The 23162-nt window shown below is 34.5% G+C and carries 22 protein-coding genes; 5 read left to right on the forward strand and 17 right to left on the reverse strand.

Annotated features, from left to right (window positions below):
• The first annotated feature begins 12 nt into the window (after window positions 1-12).
• Both ACQ5J2_RS14000 and ACQ5J2_RS14005 read left to right on the forward strand, forming a co-directional pair.
• Window positions 13-3105, forward strand: coding sequence for an efflux RND transporter permease subunit (locus ACQ5J2_RS14000; RefSeq protein WP_432671077.1), 3093 nt, complete (start codon window positions 13-15; stop codon window positions 3103-3105).
• Window positions 3095-4414: a TolC family protein gene (locus ACQ5J2_RS14005; RefSeq protein ID WP_432671078.1), complete on the forward strand. Its 1320-nt coding sequence runs from the start codon at window positions 3095-3097 to the stop codon at window positions 4412-4414. Before ACQ5J2_RS14000 ends, ACQ5J2_RS14005 begins: the two co-directional genes overlap by 11 nt.
• A 153-nt stretch (window positions 4415-4567) precedes the next feature.
• Here ACQ5J2_RS14005 and ACQ5J2_RS14010 read toward each other — a convergent pair whose 3' ends face one another.
• The 5 genes from ACQ5J2_RS14010 to ACQ5J2_RS14030 all read right to left on the reverse strand — a co-directional run bounded on the left by ACQ5J2_RS14010 (window position 4568) and on the right by ACQ5J2_RS14030 (window position 7371).
• Window positions 4568-4729: a hypothetical protein gene (locus ACQ5J2_RS14010; protein WP_432671079.1), complete on the reverse strand. Its 162-nt coding sequence runs from the start codon at window positions 4727-4729 to the stop codon at window positions 4568-4570.
• 11 nt (window positions 4730-4740) lie between these two features.
• On the reverse strand, window positions 4741-5007 hold the full coding sequence (locus tag ACQ5J2_RS14015; protein WP_432671080.1) for a hypothetical protein: 267 nt from the start codon (window positions 5005-5007) through the stop codon (window positions 4741-4743).
• Window positions 5008-5050: 43 nt separating this feature from the next.
• A complete protein-coding gene (locus ACQ5J2_RS14020; protein ID WP_432671081.1) occupies window positions 5051-5740 on the reverse strand; it encodes a CBS domain-containing protein in 690 nt (229 codons plus the stop codon).
• 172 nt (window positions 5741-5912) lie between these two features.
• Window positions 5913-6668 (reverse strand): XAC2610-related protein, encoded by a 756-nt coding sequence (locus ACQ5J2_RS14025; protein ID WP_432671082.1) that lies wholly within the window; start codon window positions 6666-6668, stop codon window positions 5913-5915.
• A gap of 127 nt (window positions 6669-6795) precedes the next feature.
• Complete coding sequence (locus tag ACQ5J2_RS14030) at window positions 6796-7371, reverse strand: hypothetical protein (protein ID WP_432671083.1); 576 nt, start codon at window positions 7369-7371, stop codon at window positions 6796-6798.
• 431 nt (window positions 7372-7802) lie between these two features.
• Here ACQ5J2_RS14030 and ACQ5J2_RS14035 point away from each other — a divergent pair, with 431 nt between their 5' ends.
• Together ACQ5J2_RS14035 and ACQ5J2_RS14040 are read left to right on the forward strand one after the other, a co-directional pair.
• Complete coding sequence (locus ACQ5J2_RS14035; RefSeq protein ID WP_432671084.1) at window positions 7803-8666, forward strand: bestrophin family protein; 864 nt, start codon at window positions 7803-7805, stop codon at window positions 8664-8666.
• A 76-nt stretch (window positions 8667-8742) separates the two neighbouring features.
• Complete coding sequence (locus tag ACQ5J2_RS14040; protein WP_432671085.1) at window positions 8743-9669, forward strand: AraC family transcriptional regulator; 927 nt, start codon at window positions 8743-8745, stop codon at window positions 9667-9669.
• 2 nt (window positions 9670-9671) lie between these two features.
• On the opposite strand, the gene ACQ5J2_RS14045 is transcribed toward ACQ5J2_RS14040, so the two are convergent.
• The 9 genes from ACQ5J2_RS14045 to ACQ5J2_RS14085 form a co-directional block, all read right to left on the reverse strand.
• Window positions 9672-10046, reverse strand: coding sequence for a DUF779 domain-containing protein (locus ACQ5J2_RS14045; RefSeq protein WP_432671086.1), 375 nt, complete (start codon window positions 10044-10046; stop codon window positions 9672-9674).
• Window positions 10047-10126: 80 nt separating this feature from the next.
• Window positions 10127-11188 carry a 2,3-butanediol dehydrogenase gene (locus ACQ5J2_RS14050; protein ID WP_432671087.1) on the reverse strand — a complete coding sequence of 354 codons (1062 nt, stop codon included), beginning with the start codon at window positions 11186-11188 and terminating at the stop codon, window positions 10127-10129.
• 65 nt (window positions 11189-11253) lie between these two features.
• Window positions 11254-12759 carry an aldehyde dehydrogenase family protein gene (locus tag ACQ5J2_RS14055; RefSeq protein WP_432671088.1) on the reverse strand — a complete coding sequence of 502 codons (1506 nt, stop codon included), beginning with the start codon at window positions 12757-12759 and terminating at the stop codon, window positions 11254-11256.
• Between the two features lie 433 nt (window positions 12760-13192).
• The gene (locus tag ACQ5J2_RS14060) at window positions 13193-13894 is read right to left on the reverse strand and encodes a WG repeat-containing protein (protein WP_432671089.1); all 702 of its coding nucleotides are present in this window, start codon (window positions 13892-13894) and stop codon (window positions 13193-13195) included.
• Window positions 13891-14850, reverse strand: coding sequence for a methyltransferase (locus ACQ5J2_RS14065; RefSeq protein WP_432671090.1), 960 nt, complete (start codon window positions 14848-14850; stop codon window positions 13891-13893). Before ACQ5J2_RS14065 ends, ACQ5J2_RS14060 begins: the two co-directional genes overlap by 4 nt.
• The gene (locus ACQ5J2_RS14070; RefSeq protein ID WP_432671091.1) at window positions 14840-15406 is read right to left on the reverse strand and encodes a histidine phosphatase family protein; all 567 of its coding nucleotides are present in this window, start codon (window positions 15404-15406) and stop codon (window positions 14840-14842) included. The genes ACQ5J2_RS14065 and ACQ5J2_RS14070 overlap by 11 nt, the downstream gene beginning before the upstream one ends.
• A 4-nt stretch (window positions 15407-15410) precedes the next feature.
• Window positions 15411-17711, reverse strand: a complete 2301-nt coding sequence (locus tag ACQ5J2_RS14075) for a glycosyltransferase (protein WP_432671092.1) — start codon at window positions 17709-17711, stop codon at window positions 15411-15413.
• Between the two features lie 73 nt (window positions 17712-17784).
• A complete protein-coding gene (locus ACQ5J2_RS14080; protein WP_432671093.1) occupies window positions 17785-19032 on the reverse strand; it encodes a type II toxin-antitoxin system HipA family toxin in 1248 nt (415 codons plus the stop codon).
• A 79-nt stretch (window positions 19033-19111) separates the two neighbouring features.
• Window positions 19112-19402, reverse strand: a complete 291-nt coding sequence (locus ACQ5J2_RS14085) for a helix-turn-helix domain-containing protein (RefSeq protein ID WP_432671094.1) — start codon at window positions 19400-19402, stop codon at window positions 19112-19114.
• A gap of 1001 nt (window positions 19403-20403) precedes the next feature.
• Between ACQ5J2_RS14085 and ACQ5J2_RS14090 the strand changes: the two genes are divergently transcribed.
• Window positions 20404-20814, forward strand: coding sequence for an XRE family transcriptional regulator (locus ACQ5J2_RS14090; protein WP_432671095.1), 411 nt, complete (start codon window positions 20404-20406; stop codon window positions 20812-20814).
• Window positions 20815-20929: 115 nt separating this feature from the next.
• Here the strand turns inward: ACQ5J2_RS14090 and ACQ5J2_RS14095 are convergent, their stop codons facing one another.
• From ACQ5J2_RS14095 to ACQ5J2_RS14105, 3 genes are all read right to left on the reverse strand, one after another.
• Entirely contained in the window at window positions 20930-22036 is a 1107-nt protein-coding gene (locus ACQ5J2_RS14095) for a HigA family addiction module antitoxin (RefSeq protein WP_432671096.1), read from the reverse strand.
• A gap of 23 nt (window positions 22037-22059) precedes the next feature.
• On the reverse strand, window positions 22060-22380 hold the full coding sequence (locus tag ACQ5J2_RS14100; RefSeq protein WP_432671097.1) for a type II toxin-antitoxin system RelE/ParE family toxin: 321 nt from the start codon (window positions 22378-22380) through the stop codon (window positions 22060-22062).
• A 306-nt stretch (window positions 22381-22686) separates the two neighbouring features.
• A complete protein-coding gene (locus ACQ5J2_RS14105; RefSeq protein ID WP_432671098.1) occupies window positions 22687-23046 on the reverse strand; it encodes a hypothetical protein in 360 nt (119 codons plus the stop codon).
• Window positions 23047-23162: the final 116 nt, after the last annotated feature.

Consider the following 23162-nt stretch of genomic DNA (forward strand, 5'->3'; position numbering starts at 1 on the left):
TCTAAAATCCTAATGAGTTTATCTACCTTAAGTATTAAACGTCCGGTTTTGACCATTGTAATGAACCTTTCTATTGTTCTTTTTGGAATCATTGGCTATACCTATCTTGGTGTTCGGGAATTCCCGTCAATTGATGCTGCACAAATCTCGGTGCGAACCAATTATTCAGGTGCCAACTCGGATATTATCGAATCTCAAATTACGGAACCACTTGAAAAAGCCATTAACTCGATTGACGGAATCCGAAACATTACGTCTTCAAGTAACCAAGGTTCGAGTAATATTTCCATCGAGTTTAATTTAGACAAAGACCTTGAAGCTGCAGCAAATGATGTTCGGGATAAAGTCTCCCAAGCCATCCGTAGTTTACCACAAGATATTGACGCACCTCCTGTAGTTTCCAAAGCAGATGCCGATTCGGATGCCATTATTACAATGACCATTCAAAGTGATGATAAAAACGTAATTGAACTTTCCGATTATGCTGAAAATGTAATTGCACAGCGACTCCAAACAATTCCAGGGGTCAGTAGTGTTCAAATTTGGGGACAACGAAAATATGCCATGCGTTTATGGATTGACCCCGTTCGGCTGGCTTCCTATGGTTTAACGACTGCAGATGTGCAAACGGCCTTAAACAACCAAAATGTGGAACTGCCATCAGGAAAATTAACGGGTGCCAATACCGAATTAACCGTTAAAACCTTAGGAAATCTTTCTACTGAAGCAGAATTCAACGACATTATCATTCGAGCCGATGGCGACAAAGTAGTACGTTTATTAGATATCGGAAAGGCCGCATTAGAAGCTGAAAATCTAGAAACCAAATTAAGTGATTCCGGTCAGCCAATGGTGGGTATGGCTATCATTCCACAACCCGGCACGAATTATTTGGATATCGCAGATGCTTTTTACAAAGAATACGACAAAATTGAAAGCGACTTACCTAAAGAATTCAAGTTAAATGTAGCGATTGACAATACGGTTTTCGTAAAACAAGCAGTGTTTGAAGTTGCCGAAACCCTATTGATTTCAATTATTTTAGTGGTTTTAATTATCTATCTCTTCTTTAGAAATTGGGCCATCGCATTCCGACCGTTAATTGATATTCCGGTTTCGCTGATTGCTACTTTCTTTATCATGTGGTTATTTGGATTTTCAATCAATGTATTGACGCTTCTAGCAATTGTTCTAGCAACAGGCTTAGTGGTCGATGATGGAATTGTAGTGACCGAAAATATTTTCAAAAAAGTGGAAGAAGGCATGTCGCCAATTGAAGCTGCAATCAAAGGTTCAAACGAAATTTTCTTTGCAGTAATCTCCATTTCCATCACCTTAGCAGCGGTATTTTTGCCCGTAATATTTCTAGAAGGCTTTGTGGGTAGTCTGTTCCGAGAATTTGGAGTCGTCATTGGAGCGGCCGTTTTAATATCAGCGTTTGTATCGCTGTCGTTGACACCGATGTTAAACGCGTATTTAATGAAAAAAGGCGAACAAAAACGGTCTAAGTTTTACGACATGACCGAGCCATATTTTGTAAAAATGAATACCTCTTATGCGGAATCTCTAAAACGTTTCATGACTAAGAAATGGATTAGTTTTCCAATTATCATTGGGTGTATCGGACTAATTGTTTTGTTTTATTCACTGCTAAAAAAAGAAACGGCACCTTACGACGACAGAAGTTTCATCAGTCTAAATGTATCGGCTCCTGAAGGTGTTTCCTATGACTATATGGACCGATTTATGAACGAATTGACCGAACTAATCAACGATTCGATTCCTGAGAAAAAAGTAAGTTTAATCATCACCTCACCAGGTTGGGGTGCTTCATCTGTCAATACGGGTCGTGCTAGAATCCGATTAGTTGAACCCGGAGAACGAGAAAAATCACAGAGTGAAATTGTACAGGAATTAACGACTTGGACCAAACAATATTCGGAGGCGAAAGTATCCGTTTCTGAATCGCCTACAATTGCTGTAAATCGCCGTGGTGGTTTTCCTATCCAATACATTATACAGGCTCAAAATTTTGAAAAACTAAGAGAAAAAATTCCAGAATTCATGGACGAAGCCGAGAAAGACCCTACTTTTTCAGTGGTGGATGTCAATTTGAAATTCAACAAACCAGAAGTATACGTTACCATTGACCGCGATAAAGCACAAAACTTAGGCATCTCTGTAATTGATGTAGCACAAACGTTGCAATTATCGTTAAGTGGTCAACGTTTTGGTTACTTTATGATGAACGGAAAGCAATACCAAGTTATCGGACAATTTGACAAAAAAGACCGAGATACTCCGATGGATTTGACTTCTATTTTTGTAAAAAATAAAGACGGAAGATTAATTCAACTGGACAATGTTATTACAATTGAAGAACAAAGCAGTCCACCACAATTGTACCACAATAACCGATATATGTCGGCTACAGTTTCTGCCAACTTAGCGCCTGGAAAAAGTATGGACGATGGAATTGCAGCAATGGAAGCCATCAAAGTAAAAGTGCTAGACGATACGTTTACCACTGATTTAGGTGGAGAATCCCGAGATTTCGTCGAAAGTAGCTCCAATACGGCTTTTGCTTTTGGATTGGCATTATTGCTTATTTTCTTGATTTTAGCGGCTCAATTTGAAAGTTTCATCGACCCATTCATCATCATTTTAACGGTTCCAATGGCAATTGCCGGAGCCTTATTCTCGTTATGGTTATTTGGTCAAAGTTGGAATATCTTTAGTCAAATTGGAACCATTATGTTGATTGGTTTGGTTACTAAAAACGGAATTTTAATCGTCGAGTTTGCCAACCAACTTCGAGAACAAGGAAAATCAAAATACGATGCCATAGTAGAGGCTTCAGAATCGCGATTGCGACCTATTTTAATGACCAGTTTAGCCATTGCACTTGGTGCGTTACCAATTGCGTTATCGCTTGGAGCCGCATCCACCAGCCGAATCGGAATGGGAGTCGTTATTGTGGGAGGAACATTATTTTCACTGGTTTTGACCTTATTCGTGATTCCTGCCATTTACCTCATGTGGTCAAGAGACCGCAAACACCATCCAGAATTTGACCACATAAAAGAATATGAAAATGAAATTTAAATTAATTCAACATACGTTAGCAGCACTATTCTTTTTAGGTACAGCATGGCATTCATACAGTCAAGAGGTTCTGACTGTTGAAGATGCAGTTAAAATTGCGTTGGAAAATAATTTTGAAATCCAAATTGCAACTAATAATTCAAAAATCGACGCTACAAATGTAAGTTTAGCAAATGCGGGAATCCTTCCCAATGTAGAGGGGGTTTTGACCAACTCCAACAGTATTTTGGATACCAAACAAACACAAGCCGACGGTTCTATTCGAGAGCTCAACAATGCCAAAAACATGAATTTGTCCTACGGTTTAGTAGTAAATTGGACGGTATTTGACGGTTTTAAAATGTTTGCCAAACACGAACAATTGAAACAAATAGAACAATTAGGAAATACCGAATTACAGTTTACCATTTTAAATAAAGTGGGCGATGTGATGGAAACGTATTATCAAATCGTGCAACAACAAGAACAATTAAAAGTATTGGACACGACTTTAGTAATTTCACAGTTGCGATTAAATTTAGCCAAAAACCGATACACAATAGGAAAAGCGTCTAAATTAGAAGTACTAAACGCCGAAGTAGATTGGAATACAGATAACACAAATCTACTGCGTCAAAAGGAATTATACGCAAATACCAAAACAACGCTAAATGAACTTTTAGCACGCGACTTAACTACAGAGTTCTTTGTTTCAGAAGAAGTTATCATCGACAAATCCTTGCAATATGCCGATTTAAAAACAATGGTTTCAAGTCAGAATCCGCAATTACAGATGCAAGTTTTGAACAAACGAATTGCCGAACTTTCATTGAAACAAGTCAAAGGCGACCGCTACCCTACCATTGGATTAAATTCAGGATATAATTTTACAAGGTCAGAATCGTCGTTGGGGTTTGTCTCAGAATCAACGGGTAATGGTCTCGTTTACGGAGTTACAGCACGAATGAATATTTTTAACGGCTCGTTGCAAAACAGGAATGAAAAAGTAGCAAAAATCAATGTGGAGAATGCCAGAATTTATGTGGAACAGCAGAAAAACCAACTGGAATCGCAACTCTTAGCAGCGTATACTACGTACTTAACCAACATCCAGCTTACTGAATTGGAAGAGAAAAACGAGAAAATTGCAGAACAAAATCTAGACATTACGTTAGAGAAATTCAAAATTGGGACCATTACAACGGTTGAATTTAGAACGGCCCAACTGAATTTTGTAAATGCCAAATTCCGCAACAACTCGGCTCAATTTCAAGCGAAGATTTCTGAAATTGCATTGAAAGAATTAGCGGGAAATTTGGATTTAGAGTAGAAAAAACTATTTTTATTTTCTCAATCTTTAAGTTACAACTAAAAAAACAACCTCTTTAAAATCGCTTCTAAAGAGGTTGTTTTTATGATTATTTTGAAAAGCTAGTTTTTTGGAAGGGTTGTGCGACAGATACGTGAGTTGTGAGACGGCTTTTTATTTTTTCACGGTTATTTTTTCTTTAGCAGTTCTTTTCGCATTATTATTTTTAGATTTTCTACTTGCAATAAAATCACTAATTTCTTTTCTTTCTTGGTCTGTTAGAGGTGGACTTTGAATTATAAAATCTACACCTTTAGGTTCTTTTATTAGACTCATATCATTAAGATTTAAAATATTTTTTTTACTAATTTTTTAGCTGATTCAGTTTCAATAATCATTCTTTGATTTTTAAAATGGAAAGCACCCAGATTTTCTTCATAATGTTTAATTAAGTTAGTTTTAGCGGTAAATGCTACAAAACCGTCAAAACCTTTTTGAAAGGAAACTTTACAAGCATCAGCTACTAAATTTCCCGAAACACTAACGATAACTCCATAAGTTTGACAGCATGTAAGCGGTTCTCCCGATAAAAATCGGGACAAGCAGTTCAACACGGGTTCCGTTGTTGGCTTTTCAAGCCCAGCGAAACCCTAGCTGTTATGTGCAGACTTTTTGTAATATGTCACTAAAAGAATCTACTGCAAATTTTTGCGCGCTGTCAATTCCTTCGGGTTTATAATGCGCAATTGTATTTCTGATTAGTCGAATTTGGTCAAGCTTCTCAATAAAAATTTGTCTGTCGATATTTTTTAAATTTAGTAAATTCCAGTTATCCTCATTATCGAAAATTTTCTTGTACTCACCAAATGTTAAGTCGTTGATATCCTTTTTTATTGTTAGAGATTTCTTTGTAATTAAATATTTTAGACAATCTTCAATTATCCCAAGTTTCAAAAATGGAACTAAAAAGTCTTTGAATTGAATTGTCATATCGTAAGTTGTTATTATTCCAACTAGTTCTTCAGTGCTGTTTACCACTAAAATGTAATCTTTTTTTGCTACAAGCTTAATGTATTTTAGGAAATCATTTGTCTCTTTTACTATTGCTGGTTCTTCAAGATATTCGGTAATATTTTCGCTATTCGTTCCGACTACTTCTGATTTCCCAATAGATTTCCAACTAATGGCTCCAATTATTTTGTTTTCGCTATTTAAAACTGGAATCTGTGAAAAGTCGTTTAATAACATCAATGTTTTTCCCTTCTCAATTGAATCAGTAATTGAACAAGTTGTAACGTTTTTAAAATTAGGATTTATAAATTGAGATACTTTAAATGTTTCTTTCATTGATAGTGTTGAATAAGTTTGCACATAACGTCCTCGCGCTAAATGTCAGTTGCCAATCAAAGCGAGCCGAGAACTTTCGGCCAAGATAAATATAATTCGTGAAGAAAATCTTCCCGCAAGAACAAATTTGGCAATTGCATTTTAGCGTGTGTTATAGCCAGTGCTTTTTTCATTAATAATCAGCTACAGTGTCAATTTTGGTTTTTACTATTTTATCATTCATAACCTTGTTATAAGTTATCTTAAAAAGAGGTTTTCCATCACTTTTGTTTATCTTTTCTCTTTCAGTTACTTCGGAGTATTTAATTTTTCCATTTTTGCCAAAATGGATAGTGTCAGTTACGTTATATCCTGCACCGTTTTTAGCATATGAAGAAACAGTTTTTGTTATAGTATCTATATTAACTTCATAACCAGACAAGGTTTCACATTTTTTATATATTCTATTTAGGGGATTGAATAGGAAAATATCGGAGAAATCTCCTGCACTGCCTGAAGCACCTCTGTTATAAAGTATAATATCTTTGTATCCATCGAAATTGGCATCCTTGACTATATCGTCACTTAATTGCAAATCATCAACAACTCCAAGATGGTCAAGATAATAATAGTCTTCGTCCTTGTTTAATATTATTTTACCATTTTTTTTGTTTTTCAATTCTAATTTTCCTGTACCTCCTTTTTCACCTCTATAAAGAAAAAGTGTAAGTTCCCAAAAGCAGCTTATGCCATTGATATTAAACGTCTGACTTTTTTTAGAAAAAGTATCAACGTGTTCATTGTCGGTTTCGGGATTGTCTTCTAAACTTGTTGTTTTTACAATCTCAGATTCCACGCCATCTGTTGCTCTAATCTTGGAGTTCGATTCTTCTCTGTTCTTGCAATTGGGGAAAAGTAGAATAGTAAAAAGGAAAAGTAATATTTTCATGGTATTAATCTCATATGTCTTTCATTCATAGATTCGGAATGTGTTTGTCTTATTATATTAATTTTGAAATACCAATATGGCATAGTATTCTAAATTTAAATGTCCGAGGTAGTTCAAGGCTTTCAACTTAATAAAGTTTTGCTTTCTTAGAGTTATCTTCTGAATCTATTTTGTACTTACATTTTAATTTATTCAACTCGATATATTGCGAGTTATTTTGATAATTATAGATTTGTTTTCTTATGTGTAGGACATGCTTCAATAGCCAATTGTAATAAGCTATTTCAGCTTTTTCAAAATCTATAGAATTTGAATTTGGGTCTTCAACCACGTATTTTCCCGGCTTTACATACAATGAGTCGATTCTATACTCAGTCCTTTTCCCACCATCTGTTAGAAGAATTAAGGTCATTGTATCTTTTTCATGCACAAAGATTCTTTCTAAATCATTATAGACTACGGATCCTGATCCATTGAAATACTGGGTTGCCTCGCTATACGTATAGGATTTAGACATATGCTTATTTGTGCAGGCGGTAAGGCCCATTAAAGAGAATTTATAATCCGCGCAAAAGTGTTCATAATTCACTGGTTTTCCTTGATCATCGAATAGTTTAAAATAAAAACTAATGTTCTGAGAGGGTTGCCCAAAAGAGAAATAACCACATAAAAGAAAGGCAATCGAAAAGGGAATTAGTCTCATATATAATATTTCATGATTGAAATTTCTTCTAGCATTGGCTATAACTAGTATATAGGTCTGATAAAATCAGACTTATCTACCCAAATTTGGGTGTATAGGTCTGACAAACGTCAAACTTTATTTATTTCTCAAATATATAAAAATATCCCAACCCTTCAGAAATAAAATATCCATTTCCCAAAAACCACCTTAGCTACAACGGATAGCTGTTTGCACTAAAAACCCCAATCTAATGGCCATTATGTTGGGATTTTTTATTGGAAAATGTTAGACTTTAATAGGAACAGCACCATTTTAGTAGGTCTATGCCAAATTCCGAAACACTTCAACTCCGTTTCAAGCACAACTTTCGGAAAATGCCCTAAAAGAATGGGCTGGAAACTTGGATTTAAATTAGAAAAAGCTACTTTTATTTCCTCAAAAAAAAAGGGATGGTTTCATACAATACTAAAGATTGGTTTACTTTTATTTTTCGTTTTCACAAAGGAGACACGTTTCGAAAACTGATTCCAATAATGCTTGCCATCGGTTTGTATTGTTTTATCATTGAATACTTGGAAGTAGAATATTTTAATTTGTCTTCCAACAGCAACATTAAAAACATTACCATCATGCATGGTATGTTGGGTTTTGTAATTTCATTATTGCTCGTTTTTAGAACCAACACCGCGTATGATAGATGGTGGGAAGGTCGAAAATTATGGGGAAGTTTAGTCAATACCAGTCGGAATTTTGCACTGAAATTAAGTGTTATGCTTACTTCAGAAGAAGATAAAGCTTTTTTTAGAACGATTATTCCGCATTACGCTACCGTGCTAAACAAGCATTTAAAAAACGAGGAAACCGCGCTGCAACTTTTTGACGATTTAGAATTGGAAATTGACCATCAAATTCATTTACCCAATCAAGTGGCAAAGAAAATCTTTGAACGCACCAATAAATTGTACGTTTCAGGTCAAATAACGGGAGACCAATTAATCATTTTGAACGATGAAATCAAGTCTTTTACAGATGTTTGTGGGGCTTGCGAACGCATTAAAAACACACCCATACCCTACTCCTACAGTGCTTTTATCAAGAAGTTTATTTTCTTCTACATCATGACTTTGCCCTTTGGGTACGCATTCAGTTTGGGAAATTATGTAATTCCTGTGGTGGTTTTTATCTTTTATGTGTTGGCTAGTTTAGAGTTAATTGCGGAAGAAATTGAAGACCCTTTCGGGAATGATGAAAACGACCTTCCTACCCAAAAGATAGCCGAAAATATTAAGAAGCACGTGGAGGAATTACTTTAGTTAAAATACTACAATTGTAGTTTACTTTAACCTGATTTTTTTACCTTTAAAGACTTCTTTTTTAAAGGTATTAATTATGAATGCACAGAAAAACTTGTTGCACCTTCCTGCATTAACAAATGAAAAATCGTTAAAAACCTTAGTTGAAAACAGATCGGTCTATTCGTTAAACCACTGTGAACTAAATATATTTGAAACCTATCAGCAGTCCCAATTAGTTCCATTAAAATTCAATGATTTAGTGGTTACAAGCATGCTACGTGGAAAAAAAGTAATGCATCTATTTGAAGACCCTGAGTTTGAGTATTTACCAGGAGAAACAGTCGTAATTCCTTCCAACGTCGAGATGAAGATTGATTTTCCTGAAGCTTCTGCTAATAACCCTACTCAATGTATTGCTCTTGCTATCGACCAAAATAAAATTGCCGATACTTTAAATTTCCTTAACGAACGCTATCCAAAGGAAGGAAGAGAACAATTTTGGCAATTGGATTATCAAAATTATTTTTTCTATAATAATTTCGATTTAGCCACTACAATCAATAAACTGGTTAAGGAATGCATGAGTACGTCAATTACCAAAGATGTAATCGCTGATTTAACTTTACAAGAGTTATTGGTACGGATTATTCAAACACAAACCATTAAATCCTTTGAAAATCCGGTGTTAAACGAGGTGAAAAGTACGCCTATTTACTATATTGTAGAGTACATTCGAAAAAACTTAAAAGAAGACATCAGTTTGAAAAAACTAAGTGCCATTTCGAGTATGAGTACCACTTCTTTTTACCGCTTTTTCAAACGAGAATTAGGCATGAGTCCGATGGAATATATTTTAAAAGAAAAAGTAAAATGTGCTAAAAAACTACTGTCCAATCCTTCCATTCAAATCAACGAAGTGTGCTATTTATCAGGTTTTGAAAATGCAAATTACTTCAGTCGCTTGTTCAAAAAACACGAAGGAATTACACCGAAACAGTACCAAAGTTTATATGTAAATTAAAACTACTCGATAAAGCGCAACGGCTCCAAGTTTTCTGCTTCTTCAGCGGTAAAGAGTCGGTATTCTATTTGAAAAGATTTCTTAAGAGGCGACTCTAACGAAAACCCACCTGCTCCAAAAGCGTCAATGACTTTTAATGTAAAATGGGCATGTTTCCAGTATTCAAATAAATCGTTATCCACCCAAAATTCGGTTCCTTCAATTTCGCCAATGCAAACATCTCCCATCCGTTGGTAAAAACCCCCTTTTTCAAAACATTGAGGCTGGGTACCTTCACAACATCCTCCCGCTTGGTAGAACATTAAATCGCCGTGTTTTTCTTTCAAAACGGCTATAAGTGCCAGTGCTTCGGGTGTAGCGTCAATTCTTTTTATCATACGTTTTAAAAATTATAATACAGTCTTTCTTTAAAATAAGTAAGACTGTATTGGTTTTAAATAAATTTGTTCCTTTTTGATTAACCCTGAATGTCCACTAATATTTTGACCTGCGACGGATTAGAAACCAGTGCTTCAAAACCTTCAGTAACAATTTCGTCTAATGTAATGCGCTTAGTAACTAATTTTTCAACGGGCATTCTGCCCAAATTAATCAATTCAATAACTTGCGGAAATATATTTCGGTAAGCAATTATTCCTTTAACGGTAATTTCGCGTACCACCTGATCAAATGCATCGTGGGTTACTGGTTTTCCAAACAAGGCTACCAAAACGGCAGTTCCACCATTTTTCAAACTTGCAATTCCTCCATCAAAGGATGCTTGAACACCTGCTGCATCTAAGAAGATATCTACACCCCCATTCGTCAATTCTTTAATTTGCTTAGGTATAGCTTCACTTTTTCCATTGATAACGGTGGTCGCTCCAATTTCTTTGGCTTTTTCCAAACGTTTTTCAGCAATATCAACCACTATAACTTCAGTAGCTCCAGCTGCAATTGCCGCCTGAACACATAAAAGCCCAATAGGACCTGCACCATAAATCAAACAAGTTTGACCAAGCGTCATCCCGCTTTGCAATACCGCATAAACAGCAACAGCAGCCGGTTCTACAAGTGCGCCTTGTTCGTAACTCATCGTATCAGGAATTTTATGTACCATATAATCCTCCACAACCGTGTACTTGGCAAAACCTCCATTGGAAGTCAATCCTACAAAACCAAGCGGTTCTGAAAGGTTGTAATTTCCATTAGTGATAAACGGACTGTCTGGATTCTTAAAAAGAGGTTCCACTACTACGCGATCTCCAACTTTTAAATGTTTAACGCCCGCTCCAATTTCGCTAATAATTCCTGCAAATTCATGCCCTAATGTAGTTACGCCTTGATGTCCATTCAATGGATAAGGCTGATTCACTGGAATCAACATGGGGCCATGGGTATATTCATGTAAATCCGACCCGCAAATTCCTGCAAATTGAACTTCGATTTTCACTTGTTGTTTCCCCGTTGTAGGTATTTCCGTCTCTTCTACTCTAATGTCTTTTGCTGCATGCCATCGAGCGGCTTTCATTTTTTCCATCGTACTTAGTTTTTTTTATAAAAAAAGCACCACTTTTCAGCAGTGCGCTTTCCAACAATTAAAAATTAAAAGAAACCTAATTTCTTTTTATCATAAGAAATCAGCATGTTTTTAGTTTGACGGTAATGGCCCAACATCATTTTATGATTTTCGCGACCAATTCCAGATTGCTTGTAACCTCCAAAAGGAGCTCCTGCCGGATACGAATGGTATTGGTTGACCCAAACCCGACCCGCTTTAATGGCTCTTGGCACTTGATAAATTTCGTGTGCATCACGCGTCCAAACCCCCGCTCCTAAACCATACATGGTGTCATTTGCAATTTCGATGGCTTCTTCGGTCGTTTTAAAAGTAGTAACGGCCAATACAGGTCCGAAAATTTCTTCTTGAAAAATACGCATTTTATTATGTCCTTTGAAAATCGTTGGCTGAATATAATAACCGCCATCTAATTCGGGTCCCAACTGATTTATTCCTCCACCAGTCAATAATTCAGCGCCTTCTTCAACACCTAATTTAAGGTAAGACAAGATTTTTTCTTTCTGCACAATCGACGCTTGAGCCCCAATCATGGTCGTTTTATCAAGCGGATTTCCTGCAACAATAGCTTCGGTTCGCTCAATCACTTTTGCCATGAATTTGTCGTAAATGTCTTCATGCACCAATAACCTTGATGGAGACGTACAAATTTCACCTTGATTTAAAGCAAACATTACCGCTCCTTCAACTGCTTTATCAAAAAAGTCATCGTCGTGATCCGCTACCGATTTCATAAAAACATTAGGCGATTTTCCACCCAATTCCAACGTTACCGGAATGATATTTTCTGTTGCATATTGCATTACTAAACGTCCTGTAGTGGTTGACCCAGTAAAAGCTGCTTTTGATACTTTTTTGTTGGTGACCAAATGCCTTCCCAGTTCTGCTCCAAAACCATTGACAATATTAATGACTCCCGGAGGTAAAATATCCCCAATTAACTCCATCAAAACCAAGATAGAAATGGGTGTACTTTCTGCAGGTTTCAAAACCACCGTATTTCCCGCTGCAAGTGCTGGAGCGAGTTTCCAGACCGCCATCAAAATAGGGAAATTCCAAGGAATGATTTGAGCTACAACACCAAGTGGCTCGCTTAAAGCGATTGAAACTGTATTGGAATCCAACTCTGCAATCGAACTTTCTTCGGCTCTAATGACACCTGCAAAATACCTGAAATGATCAACAACCAGCGGCATATCTGCAGCAAGTGTTTCTCTAATGGGTTTTCCATTATCCACCGTTTCTACAGCAGCAAGATATTCTAAATTATCTTCTATTTTTTGTGCAATTTTATTCAATAAAATACTGCGTTCTGTTACCGAAGTTTTTTCCCAAGTTTTGAATGCTTCGTGGGCTTTATCCACAGCAAATTCAATATCTTCTTTCGTAGAATGTGCCGCTTGTGTGAACACTTTTCCGTCAATGGGCGACACCACATCAAAATAATTGCCCTTGATTGGAGCGGTAAATTTCCCGCCTATATAATTGTCGTATGTAGCCTTAAAATCAGGTCTTTTAACTGTATTACTCATAATTTAGTTTTTTAGTATAATCCAAATTTAGTTCTAATAGCATTACTTCAATAGCACATTTTAACCAATTAGTAGCACAAAATTACCATATCTACTTTTTTAACCTAAATTTAATGTTAATTATACAATTTTAAGCCTTAGAAATAAGAAGTACATAGTATAATGACGATACGTTTAAAAAAAACCTTTAATTAGTTCCGATGGCAATATGCAATTGAATTATTTGAAGTCAAATTGCAGCAGAAAAAAAACCTTACAAACGATTGAATTCATCCGTAAACCAAAAAAACTGAATAAGATCATTCTCTTTCAGTGCGGATCTCCCATACTAAAATCTAAATTCCCGCAGACTAAGCTAGTTCACACGCATAAGACTGTCAGCATACAATCACCTGGAGCGGTTAAATGGTGTTGCATCGCAAAGCCTATTGGATCATAACGCTAAAATCGCTACTCCTCGTTCATCAATAATTTGTTTGTCAGTATTAAATTTTGTCACTAACGCAAAACCATTGTAATAAGGCTCAATAAGAAGGTACCTTTCCTTATACAACGCCAACCCCTGCTTATCTATATGAAACCACCCCTCCTCGTCTTTTGCAGTGGCAAAATTTTTATGATAAACGCCTAAATCAAGAAACGCAGAACTATTAATAAAAGCACCATCAGTATCAATGTGTTTGAATCTACCATTTTCTAATTGTACACATGCAATTCGATCTTTAAAATCACCAGCATACCTATAGTTTTCATTGTAGCATCTATCCCCATTTAAATCAATATGGAAATAACTGTTAACCATATCGCGAACAGCACAAACGTGCTCTTGAAAATTACCTGCCCAAGCATAATTATTCTGATACAACCTGTCGCCTTTTTCATTGACGTGAAACCAGCCTTCGGTAGTCATCACTGCAGCTCTATTACAATAAAAACCAAATGTTCTATCGTATCTTTCTTCATATAAATCATTTCCATTACTATCTATATGAAATGCTCCTGATTGATCTAAAACGGGTGCTAAACCTGGTGCATGAAATTTTAAAACTTCAAGAAAATAGCTGTCAAAAATCATATTCCCTTCGTAAATAAAATGCGTAGTATCATCAGATACTTTTATATCGTTCCAATTCATGGTTTTTCAAATAATAGAATGGTTTGTAAATCATTTAATTTTTTTGTGCTTTCCATAATAAATCCAGCGCTACTAACTAATACAGTATACTCGGATAGAGTTCTTTCGTAACTTTCACACATGGCCAACATGTTTAATGACAGTAAGGATAAATCGACCGTGATTAAATCAGAACAATTTTCGATGACATATAAAGTCCCTCCTTTTGGTAAAGCTTTAAAACAATTGTCAAGTATGATTTTACATTTTTCATCATTCCAATCGTGTAAAATTCGTGACAAAAGTAAAGCCTCATACCCACTGGGAATGGCTAAAAAAAAGTCTCCTTCAATTACTTTTATTGTTGTTAAATCACAATTCTCAATTACTTTTTTCAGGTCTAGCAGAGCACAATCCATTGCTGGATGATTTGCTTTTATCACAGAAATTGCAGCACCATATCCACCACCAACATCCATTATTGATTTATGATTTTTAAAATCAATTTTTAATGGTAAAGTTGCATAATCATCCCTTGCATATTCGAACATTGCTTTGTGGTATTTATCCAATTGTTCTGGATGATTATTTAGATAATCAAAATAGTTTTCATCTTTTAGATGACTGAAAGAAGATTCACCGGTTTTTATGGAATAGTCTAAATTTTGCCAAGCGGTTAAATGTTCGTCTGCCCAAACCATAGAAGCATATTTTAAACTTTTGGGATGATTCTCTGTTAGTTGCAAAGAGACTTCATTTAAAAAATAGATTCCCCTTTCTGATTCTAAAAAAGTAATTGACACTAATGCCTTTAGCAATGTTTCAAGTGAATTATTGTCTAAATTTAGTTGTTCCGCTAATTGGTTTGCATTAAGCTGCTTATTTTCAATGGCATCAAACAGGTTTAATTTACATGCTGTATTTACAGCCATATATTTCCAATGTTCCGTGAATAATGACTTTAAATCATCTTTCATTTACCCCGTTTTTAAAAGTTATTCCTGATAAGTAATTTACCCAATTTTCTTTTGTGTAAACTGTTTTGTTGATACTGAAATGGTAAAAAGCAATCAACATATCGTGTGTAATGAAAATCGTAGTTTCATTTTCATTAGTGTTTTTATGAATAAAATCATTCATATCTTGATTGAAACTTTCAAGAGTTGCCATTCCTGGAATAATTGTTCCATTTTTAAAACTCTCATACATTACATCAAAACCATGTTCTAAATAAAATTCACCTGCAATTTTTTCATCATTTATATGTAATCCTGGAGCACCTAGCGCAACATTTTCTATTATCTCAATAGTTTTACCATATCCTTTACTAATAAATTCAGCTGTTTGGACACATCTTGGAACTGGGCTACAATAAATTTTAGTGATTTGCTGATTTTTTAATTTATCACCATAGTTAAAAGCATTTGCTTGTCCTATTTTATTTAATAAAACATCATTCCCAAATGAACCTTCAGGAATATCATCCCTATCAGCATGTCTAATTAATAGTGCAATTTTATTATTTGTATTCATGTATTTAATTTGTAGGTTTACGCATAGTACAGGTTTTACAAAGTGGTTTCAATTTATAATTAGCTACTAATTCTGTATAAGTATCACTTTTTAAAACTTCCTCAACAGAATATTCTTCAATAGTTCCGAAATCGCCTAATTCTTTTCTTAAATTATCTGGAGCACAACATGGAGCAATTTTTCCAGTGGCTGAAATCCAAAGTTCTTTTGTCAAAAATGGACATTCATATGCATCAGGAACCTCTTCATTACTATTTTCTTCTATGGGAATAATGTTTTCTAAAATTACTTTTTCACCATTTGGTTTTCTATAATTTTCTTGAGCTAAATAGGCTTCATTAACAAAATTATTCCATTGCATTATAGAATCATTAGATTCTTTCATTGAAAGTGATTTTATCTCTTCAAAATGAGCCCAAAGTTGATGTCCTTTCACTCTATCCACACCCAGACTAGCAGCTAGTTTTATTACATCAGCTAGCTCATGCATATTGTTCTGCATAAAAGTTAATTGCAGTGTAACGCGGCAGAAATATCCATTTTCTTGATAGTATACATCTCGAAACTTAATAAACTCTTTAATATTTGAAATTGTTTGTTCAAAATCAACACCAAGCATTATTTTTTCAGCTGTTTCTTTAGTAGCACCATTCCAACTGATTTTTATATCGGTTGTATTGGGAACTATTAATTTTGCCCATTCTAAAACTGTTTTCTTTGGAAATGTTCCGTTAGTTGTAAGGTTAATTTTGATATTATGATGCTTTGATAATTCAAATATTTTATCAAATTCTTTATACAATAAAGGTTCGCCCATTGTTGATGGAATTATTTCGGAAACGCCTAGTGCTTTAGCTTGATTGAAAATACTTTCTACGGTTTCAAACTTCATTCTTCTTCTTTTTATACCTGTTTCTTTGTATAAATTTGGAATAAAATTACTGTATGGACTATGTTCTTCGCACATGATACATTTTAGATTACAATCTTCTGGATTGGTGTCTATTGTAATGCGCCATAAATTATTTGAGTGTGTAAACATGTTGTATATTTCTTCTAATTCTTTACAATGGTTTACTATGTCTGGAACGCTTCCGTCATTAGAATATAAATAACCTTTGTTACCAAATTCTTGCATCACTTCAGCGTTTTCAATAGCAAACGCTAATTGTTCTTGAAGTGATTTTGTGTTTCTATGATCGAATAGTAATCCATTTACTTTATGATTCACGTATTCTTTCATCCCTCCAAAATCAGCTGTTATTACTGGTATTTTGCAAGATTGTGCTTCATGAATTACCAATGGAGAATTTTCAGCCCAAATGGATGGTACGACAATACAATCAATGTTTGAAAAGACATCATTGGCTAAATTATGATTGATGTATTCCCCATGAAATTCAATTGGATTAATAGATGATTTTGCAAGTTGCTTCAAGGCTTTTGTACTTTGACCATTATCTCTACCAAATATTTTGAGTGTTGCTGGATTTTCAATTTTTGAAAAAGCTTCAATCAACATATTGATTCCTTTTGCAGGAATATGGGTTCCAATATAACCAAACGTATAGTTGGTTTTCTCTTCTGATTTTTCAGTTTGGGTTAAATATTCCACTGGAAATCCATAATCTACATAAATTATTTTATGCTCTGGAACATTAAAATCGCTAATAAAACGATCTCTTAAATAATTTGAAGGTGCAATAAAGAGGTTTACTTTATCAATTATTGCTTTCGTTTCCTGCATACGATTATGAATCCAACTGGTCCAATTAGCTATGTCCTGCTTTACCTCTTCCACTTTACCACTAAAATAAACTTCATAACAGCTGGTAGCGCACTTTTTATCTTCTTGTTTTGTACACAATTGAAAATTATCTTCTTTACCAATGCTTCGAGTTAAAAACTGACCTCTTGGACACATCAACCAAAAGTCGTGCAATGTAAAAACTATTGGGATTTTTACTTTATTAAGTTCGTCAATAATTCCAGTTGATAAGTGATTTAGATGTCCTATATGTACAAGGTCAGGTTTAATTTCCCCAATTAAAGTTGCAAAATTAACATCCAATTGACTATGTCTATAACCATCTTTACCTTGAGGATTATTGGCATAATAAAAGCTTAAGTTTTCGTTTTTTATTTCTTTACGAATAGTAAAATCTTTTGCATACGGATTTTCCTCTCTGGTAAAAACAGAAACTTTATGTTGCTTGGATAGTTCGTTGCAAATAGATTGACTGTATACTTCAGAACCTGCATTGTAATTTGGTGGATAACCGTGTATTATTTTAAGAATGTGCATATACTTGTAATCTTAAGTTTTATTCATTTTTAGAAAAAGTCAATTCTATTTGAGCCGATTAATTTACTAGTATTTACCTATTAAATGCTTTTGTCATCAATTCTATTTCACTCCTAGTAATTCCAAGTTCTTTTGCGATTGTTTTCCAATTGCGGGTTGCTTGATTTACTTCTTTTATTACGGCGTCCATTTGTTTTTCATCTAATCGGAAATATTCACCAACACTTTTAGCTAGATCGAAATCCAGTTCGTTAGTATCGGTGTCAATATTTAGCGCTAAACCGTCTTTATCTATAGAGGGATTTAGGTCGTATGCGGGTGATAATATCCAACCCGCTTTCGTAAGTATAAATCCGTGGTTTCTTAAATGATCATCTGTGTTGGATATTGCAATATTAAATATAATTCTTCGCCAAAGTTGGTGTAAATTAGCTTCAACGTTTGCTCCATGCGAACTAATAAATTCAGCTAAATCCAAGTAACTTGCCTGATTATCTCTTATCGTCTCTTCATTAAATCCTGTCAGGGTCATTGCAGAGGCAAAGTGTATTCTTTCACCGTTTTCTCGATCAAAACGTTTGGTGAAAAAGGTGTTATAAGTGCCCATTATTTTTTCTATTCTACAAGGAGCCATTTCAATTCCTGCTTTAATGGCTAGTTGGTAGGCTAAAAATTCCCAAGCTGCTTTATCTGTAGTGTCTGTTTTGGAAGGAAATTTGGCAATCCAAAGACTTGTATCATTATCTATAATGTTAGCTTTAGGTCTCGCTCCACCCAATGAAGAACCAGGAGCCATTAAAACAGACAACCATTTTTTTGCGGCATCATGATCCGCATCGTTTTCAAAATTTGCAGCTGCATTTTGTAATTCTCGAATAGATGACCAAGGTGGTATTGATGCTGTTTTAGTGCTATCCAAGAAGTCTCCATTGGGGTCTATCTTGAAACGTAATGCACCCATACGGCTTTCATCGCAAACACCTAAAAGGAAATCAATATCATAAGGCGTTCGTGCCTTTTCTTGTTTTTCTTTTGCTTCTTGTGCTGCGCTACGTTTCATTAACGTTCTACCCCAAGTGTCGGGCATACTGTCTAAAAATATACCGAAATTTTCTTTTTGATTTGGGTATTGAGGACCATTATAAAATTGAATAGCTGGATCTAAAAGGAATTTTTCCTCTGATTTGAGCCACTCTTTATCGTATTGAAAACTAAATGCTTTTTTACCTTTTGCCTGTTGCGCAGATAATATACCAATGATTTTTGACTCTACCATTTCTTGCCAATGTGCGTAAACGTATATATCGGTTTTTGTAGACATCTTATTTTGTAATTTAGCCTACCCGCCCGATGGGCACCTCTCGAAAGGAGGGGAATAATAGGAATGCTTAGTGTTTCTTTTATTTTAAAAGCTCCAGGTCTTGGAGTTTTCTTCCTAGTTCATCGTCTGCAGCTAGTTTTAGAAAATCATCTTGAAGTCCCAATACACGCAGCACGTTGAAATAGGCACCCATTGCCACACTTGTGTTTCCCAACTCAATTAAATGTAAGGTTGACCTCGAAATATCTGCTCGCTCCACTACTTGAACCATAGTGAGTTTTCGCCTTTTACGAGCCATTTTGATGTTTGCACCCATGTGTTCCAATACCTTATTATACTTTGGAAAAACAGTTTGTTTTTTAGCCGCCATTTTATATAATGTATGTTATTCCAATCAAAAATAGCTTATTTGTGTTAAATAACAAACACTGTAGTTATTTATTATTTTATTTTGATTGCAACTAAATTTAGGAATAAGCATTATAAAGACGGTATCTTATAGTATTAAGGCAAACTATTTCCAACACATCTTTAAACTTAAAACACAATGCCACATTAAAAGCACGTCCTTTATTCAGCCTCTTTTATAAAAACAAGCTAGTAACTTCATAATGTATAACTAGTAAATCACCAGCCAAAAAACTGCTCCAACAACAAACTCATTTTTAATCTTTAGTAAACCAATACAAACACGATTAATATTTCCAACGATGCGTAGAGGTAGATTGGCAAGTACAAAACTTTAATTTATTGGTTATTTTACACATAGTTTTTAATTGGAGTAGTCAATTCTTAAGTCAACTGCATTCCCCCAATCCGTCATTGCGAGGAGGTACGACGAAGCAATCTCATTAACATCACGTAAAGTTCATCAAGAATCCTAATTACTTGAAAGGTAGGGCAAAGACTAAATTTTCATGCTATTTCATCATCCGCTACTCTTCTTAAAATGCGCTGCCAACTCAAAAAGAGTTGCATAAACCTTATCTATAGTAGGCATTCCGCTTCAATCCTTACTCCCCCCATTCCCCTTCAAACTAAACAGTTTTAATAATAACGTATCCCGCAAAAATGCAACCAATCACTCCCTAACCTTCCAACCAAACATTCAAGATGTAAACGGTTTAATCATACTACTGCTCTATTCCAATACAAAGACCACAAAGCTGCAGAATCACACCGAAAGGACCCTAAAAGAGACTATAGACAAACTTATAATCCAAAAGCGGAACTGCTGGATAATTTATCCCAAATGCAACTATAATATCCTGCAAAAAAAGCACAACCATACAAGATATTTTTTTATCTTTGATAGGCAATAGTTTAATCCAATGGCTTTACCTTTGAGCCTTCAGAAAATTAACATTCGTTATGGAACAAAAAATACATCAAGGAAGAAACGTAAAGCGCTTCAGAGAAATGCTAGGCATCAAGCAAGAAGCATTGGCTTATGATTTAGGCATCGACTGGAACCAGAAGAAGATTTCTATGTTGGAGCAAAAAGAGGTGATTGAGACCACTATCCTATCGCAAATCTCCAGTTCCTTGAAGATTCCGGTGGAAGCGTTTCAGAATTTTGATGAGGAGCAGGCGGTGAATATTATTGCAAATACCTTCCACGAAGGTGCTGTAGCAAATAATTCAGGTTATATAAATTGTGCTATTAATCCAATTGAGCAGTTGGTTAAACTACACGAGGAAAAAATTGCCTTGTACGAACGCATGCTGAAAGAAAAGGATGAAATGATGTTGCGATTAGAACAAGTGATAAATAAAAAATAAATTTTATTTTAAAATAATAAGAAACCCATATGGAGATAGATATGGGTTTTTTAGTTTTTTGAGGGAATAAATAGAAATTGATAATATATAAAAGCTAACAATAACCAAAACTGCATTAATTTATTTCATTTTTAATTGTTGAAAAATTTTTATAATTATTTAATGTAAAACAAACCCTACCTCTAACAATGGCGGGGTGTATGTTCCACTTTTTAGCAATGGTGATTATGTCGTAATCATTGTTTTTCAGTGCAATATTTTTTTTAAACGTTTCCCATTCCTGATTAGGTATCAAACTATTTTGAGCAAATGCATCTGCCTGTTTTTCTTCTGTAGAGTTTTTATAATCTTCTTCTTCATTTTTAAAGTCAAGATCAATAAATTCCGCCCTATTATTGTTTACCAAATGTTCATAAATATGTCCTAATTCATGAAATAGTGTAAAGGCAAAATTATCTAATCTGTTATGCCTTAAGGTCATTCCAATTGCTGGATTTCCTTCACTCCAAAAGGACACACCGTCTACTGGTGTTTTTTCTCCTTTGGTTTGATATATTAACTTGATGCCGTGCTCTTTCAATTTTGATTGTACTTTGTTTAGCACTTCTTTATTTTTTAAAATGATAGTTTTAAGTTCTTCAACTAATTGCTCTTTGTTTTCGTGATCAAAAGCAGGTACTACTATTTCCTTTGCTTTAAATTGTACTAGTTTTACCCACCCCATAATATTTACAACATCGTATTTTAATGTTGTGGATTTTTTAAAACGCACGTAAGCTTGTTGTACTCTTAATGCAGCTAATTGATCTAAATTAGCTACGTTATAAATATCTCTGACAATTTGAATGTCTATTAGCGGATTGCCTGTGATTATTTTTTCTTTTTTATAGAAGGTTACTGGAATAAAGTCTTTTGCTACGTTCCAAACTTCAATAGCTTCTAATTGTTGCTTGTTTTTTGCTTCAATCCTTGCTTTGTCTAAATCGTAGTTTTTTTGTGCTTCCATCCAGTATTCTGCATCGATGCCTAATGTTTTTTCAAGAAGTAGCGCTAAATCAGCGTTGATGTTTCGTTTGCCCTTAATTATTTCATTTAATTGTGTTCTGCTGAAACCAATCATTTTTGCAAAATCTATTTGAGAGAAATTGTTTGCTATAATTTCATCTAAAAGTATTTCACCAGGATGAGTTGCAATTGCAGGTGTGAGTGTTTTTGTTGTCATTTTTTCAATTGTTTCATTTCTTACTATTCGTAATGTTTGCTTAACTCTTCGATTTCTAAAATATCGATTAGTAACTCATTTGAAGTGGAAGCTACTTCTTTAAAGATTATTCTGTACTGCATATTAACTGCTACAGAACTCAATCCTTTTAAACTACCTGTAAGTTTTTCATATCTCAGTGATTTAATTTGGTACAATTGTTCAATTTGTGTAATAGCTTTCAATTTATTAATAGTTTTGACATACTGGGATACCAGTTGTTTGTTTGATTTATACTCTTTATAGGACTTGGTATTTCCTTGGTATATACCTTCTAAATATCTTTTTTGAAATTTAATTTCCATATTGATGGTGAAATGCTTTTGCAAATATAGATAATTGTTCACAAATATGTGAACAATATATTAACTATTTTATACGGGCAGGTCACAGGTTGGAATCCTGATTTGGTCTCAACTCATGCTGTATAAGGAAAGTTTACGACACGGAAGATTTTAATGGGTCATAAAAAGTTAAAAAAAGGTATTTTTAAAAAGGAAAATATTAGGTGTATCATTTTTAACAGCCACTAGAATGGCAACAAAATTGGCTAGGATTGCTAGGACACTTTCTATATTCATATTGTAAATTTAAAAAAAATTAAATTACTTCTAACAAAATTGATTTTTTTGTTTGTTACTTCCCCAAATACATAAAAAATTCTCGATTTCGTTAGGTTCCAGAACTTGAAGTTCTTGAGGAAATAGGTCTTTCTCAACAAATCTAATTTTAGAATTTTGATCGAGTATTTTTTTATATCCTTTTTTAACACCTGCCTGTAAATAAACATTTTTAGGATATACCTTCTTTTGGAAACCAATTCGTAAGGCAGTATCATAACTCCACAACACTCCTAGTCTATAAATATGATTTGAAACCGCATCAGTTATTACCAAAATTTCTTCAAAGCTTTGGCTAAGTTCTAATTCCTTTTTTCGGTCTTTTAATATTTCAAAACCCTGGTGAGCCACTATGTACCCGACTCGTCTTTGATGGTTAAATATTTTATTATCATTTGTTAGATCAATTGACTTTGCCGCTTTTTCAATCGCTTCTTTTAAATCTAAATTTTCAAAAGCTGTTTTTA

It is taken from the genome of Flavobacterium sp. SM2513 (assembly GCF_050908145.1).
Classification (GTDB): domain Bacteria; phylum Bacteroidota; class Bacteroidia; order Flavobacteriales; family Flavobacteriaceae; genus Flavobacterium.

Excerpts from the sequence above, each read along its gene's own strand:
- ACQ5J2_RS14005 (WP_432671078.1), top strand. The coding sequence starts at position 3,095 with ATGAAATTTAAATTAATTCAACATACGTTAGCAGCACTATTCTTTTTA.
- ACQ5J2_RS14000 (WP_432671077.1), top strand. The coding sequence starts at position 13 with ATGAGTTTATCTACCTTAAGTATTAAACGTCCGGTTTTGACCATTGTA.
- ACQ5J2_RS14085 (WP_432671094.1), bottom strand. The coding sequence starts at position 19,402 with ATGGCGGCTAAAAAACAAACTGTTTTTCCAAAGTATAATAAGGTATTG.
- ACQ5J2_RS14065 (WP_432671090.1), bottom strand. The coding sequence starts at position 14,850 with ATGAAAGATGATTTAAAGTCATTATTCACGGAACATTGGAAATATATG.
- ACQ5J2_RS14035 (WP_432671084.1), top strand. The coding sequence starts at position 7,803 with ATGGTTTCATACAATACTAAAGATTGGTTTACTTTTATTTTTCGTTTT.
- ACQ5J2_RS14045 (WP_432671086.1), bottom strand. The coding sequence starts at position 10,046 with ATGATAAAAAGAATTGACGCTACACCCGAAGCACTGGCACTTATAGCC.
- ACQ5J2_RS14030 (WP_432671083.1), bottom strand. The coding sequence starts at position 7,371 with ATGAGACTAATTCCCTTTTCGATTGCCTTTCTTTTATGTGGTTATTTC.
- ACQ5J2_RS14080 (WP_432671093.1), bottom strand. The coding sequence starts at position 19,032 with ATGTCTACAAAAACCGATATATACGTTTACGCACATTGGCAAGAAATG.
- ACQ5J2_RS14095 (WP_432671096.1), bottom strand. The coding sequence starts at position 22,036 with ATGACAACAAAAACACTCACACCTGCAATTGCAACTCATCCTGGTGAA.
- ACQ5J2_RS14020 (WP_432671081.1), bottom strand. The coding sequence starts at position 5,740 with ATGAAAGAAACATTTAAAGTATCTCAATTTATAAATCCTAATTTTAAA.
- ACQ5J2_RS14090 (WP_432671095.1), top strand. The coding sequence starts at position 20,404 with ATGGAACAAAAAATACATCAAGGAAGAAACGTAAAGCGCTTCAGAGAA.
- ACQ5J2_RS14060 (WP_432671089.1), bottom strand. The coding sequence starts at position 13,894 with ATGAATTGGAACGATATAAAAGTATCTGATGATACTACGCATTTTATT.
- ACQ5J2_RS14055 (WP_432671088.1), bottom strand. The coding sequence starts at position 12,759 with ATGAGTAATACAGTTAAAAGACCTGATTTTAAGGCTACATACGACAAT.
- ACQ5J2_RS14010 (WP_432671079.1), bottom strand. The coding sequence starts at position 4,729 with ATGAGTCTAATAAAAGAACCTAAAGGTGTAGATTTTATAATTCAAAGT.
- ACQ5J2_RS14040 (WP_432671085.1), top strand. The coding sequence starts at position 8,743 with ATGAATGCACAGAAAAACTTGTTGCACCTTCCTGCATTAACAAATGAA.
- ACQ5J2_RS14050 (WP_432671087.1), bottom strand. The coding sequence starts at position 11,188 with ATGGAAAAAATGAAAGCCGCTCGATGGCATGCAGCAAAAGACATTAGA.
- ACQ5J2_RS14025 (WP_432671082.1), bottom strand. The coding sequence starts at position 6,668 with ATGAAAATATTACTTTTCCTTTTTACTATTCTACTTTTCCCCAATTGC.
- ACQ5J2_RS14070 (WP_432671091.1), bottom strand. The coding sequence starts at position 15,406 with ATGAATACAAATAATAAAATTGCACTATTAATTAGACATGCTGATAGG.
- ACQ5J2_RS14100 (WP_432671097.1), bottom strand. The coding sequence starts at position 22,380 with ATGGAAATTAAATTTCAAAAAAGATATTTAGAAGGTATATACCAAGGA.
- ACQ5J2_RS14075 (WP_432671092.1), bottom strand. The coding sequence starts at position 17,711 with ATGCACATTCTTAAAATAATACACGGTTATCCACCAAATTACAATGCA.